This window comes from Microbacterium sp. P2_F9 (assembly GCF_056403635.1).
In genome coordinates this window covers 1-2,463 of record NZ_JBFUFC010000326.1, presented here as the reverse complement: position 1 = coordinate 2,463, position 2,463 = coordinate 1, and the positions used below count along the sequence as shown (strand labels likewise).

The 2,463-nt window shown below is 67.0% G+C and carries 1 protein-coding gene; it reads right to left on the bottom strand.

The window, feature by feature from the left end; all coding sequences use genetic code 11:
* Positions 1-2,463: preprotein translocase subunit SecA (secA, locus tag AC1DVT_RS19515; RefSeq protein WP_477390973.1), on the bottom strand; the 2,463-nt coding region annotated here is incomplete at both ends.

Here is a 2,463-nt window from a genome sequence, read left to right as displayed (position 1 = left end):
GGGGTGGCCGCCGCGGCGGCAGCGGCCTGGCGCACGCGGCTGGTGGCCGCCTGCTGCACCTGGCCGCGGTCGTTGCGGACCTCGACCTCGCCGGCGTCGTTCGCGGCAGAGTACTCCAGGCGCTGGCCCTCGATCGGCGTGGCGCCGAGTCCCTTGGCCTCGACCTCGGTGGCGTCGCCGTCTGCGCGGCGCACCTCGACCTCGAGGTTGTAGAGGTAGCCGACCGACTCCTCCTTGATCTGCCCCATCATCGACTGGAACATCTGGTAGCCCTCGCGCTGGTACTCGATGAGCGGGTCGCGCTGGGCCATGGCGCGCAGGCCGATGCCGTCCTTCAGGTAGTCCATCTCGTAGAGGTGATCGCGCCAGCGGCGGTCCAGGACCTGCAGCACCACGCGGCGCTCGAGCTCGCGCACGGCCGTCTCGCCGAGGGTCTCCTCGCGCTTGCGGTAGGCGATCATGGCGTCCGAGAGCAGCTCGCGCTTGAGGCCCTCCGGCGTGATCCGACCCTTCGTCCCCGCCTCGGCGACGACCTCGTCGATCGTCACCGACACCGGGTAGAGCGTCTTGAGCTCGGTCCAGAGGGCGTCGAAGTCCCAGCTCTCGGTGTGGCCGGTGGAGGTGTGGTCGTCGATGACAGCCTTGATCGCATCCTCGATGAAGTGTCCGACGCGGTCCGCGATGTCATCGCCCTGGAGCATGTGGCGGCGGTCCGAGTAGATGGCCTCGCGCTGGCGGTTGAGGACATCGTCGTACTTGAGCACGTTCTTGCGGATCTCCGCGTTGCGCGCCTCGACCTGCGACTGGGCGCTCTTGATCGCGCGTGACACCATGCCGGACTCGATGGCGACGTCATCCGGGAAGTTCGTGCGCGCGAGGATCGCCTCGGCGGCGCCGGACTGGAACAGGCGCATGAGGTCGTCGGTCAGCGACAGGTAGAAGCGGCTCTCTCCGGGGTCGCCCTGACGGCCCGAGCGTCCGCGCAGCTGGTTGTCGATGCGCCGCGACTCGTGGCGCTCGGTGCCGAGCACGTACAGGCCGCCGGTCTCGACGACCTTCGACGCCTCTTCAGCCACACTCGCCTTGGTGGCCTCGTACACCGAGTCCCACTCGGACTCGTACGCCTCGGGGGTCTCGACCGGGTCGAGGCCCTTGGCCTTGAGGTCCTGGACGGCGAGGAACTCGGCGTTGCCACCGAGCATGATGTCGGTGCCGCGGCCGGCCATGTTGGTCGCGACGGTGACCGCGCCGTAGCGGCCGGCGCGGGCGACGATCTCGGCCTCGCGCGCGTGGTTCTTCGCGTTGAGCACCTCGTGCTTGATGCCCTTCTTGGCGAGGAGCCGCGAGAGGTATTCGCTCTTCTCGACGCTCACCGTGCCGACGAGGACGGGCTGACCGGTCTCGTGGCGGCGCGCGATGTCTTCGACGACCTGGGCGAACTTGGCCGGCTCGTTCTTGTAGACGAGGTCGGCCTGGTCCTTGCGGACCATCGGCCGGTTGGTCGGGATGGGCACGACACCGAGCTCGTAGGTCGACATGAACTCCGCGGCCTCGGTCTCGGCCGTTCCGGTCATGCCGGCGAGCTTGTCGTACAGGCGGAAGTAGTTCTGCAGCGTGACGGTGGCGAGGGTCTGGTTCTCGGCCTTGACCGGCACCGCCTCTTTCGCCTCGATGGCCTGGTGGATGCCCTCGTTGTAGCGGCGGCCGACCAGGATGCGGCCGGTGTGCTCGTCGACGATCATGACCTCGTCGTTCATCACGACGTAGTCGGTGTCGCGCTTGAAGAGGGCGAGGGCCTTGATCGAGTTGTTGAGGAAGGAGATCAGCGGCGTGTTGGCCGACTCGTACAGGTTGTCGATGCCGAGGTAGTCCTCGACCTTCTCGATACCGGGCTCGAGCACGCCGATGGTGCGCTTCTTCTCGTCGACCTCGTAGTCGACGCCGACCTCGAGCGTCTTGGCGATCTTGGCGAACTCGACGAACCAGCGGTTCGCCTCCCCCGAGGACGGACCCGAGATGATCAGCGGCGTGCGTGCCTCGTCGATCAGGATCGAGTCGACCTCATCGACGATCGCGAAGAAGTGACCGCGCTGGACGAGATCCTCCTTGCGCCACGCCATGTTGTCGCGCAGGTAGTCGAAGCCGAACTCGTTGTTGGTGCCGTAAGTGATGTCGGCGTCGTACTGCTCGCGGCGCACCTGCGGGGTCTGTCCCGCGATGATCGTTCCGTTCGTCATCCCCAGGGCCCGGTAGATGCGGCCCATCAGCTCGGACTGGTAGCTCGCGAGGTAGTCGTTGACGGTGATGACGTGCACGCCCTTGCCGGCGATCGCATTGAGGTAAACCGGGAACACCGCGGTGAGGGTCTTGCCCTCACCGGTCTTCATCTCGGCGATGTTGCCCAGGTGCAGCGCGGCACCGCCCATGATCTGCACGTCGTAGGGGCGCTGACCGAGCGTGCGC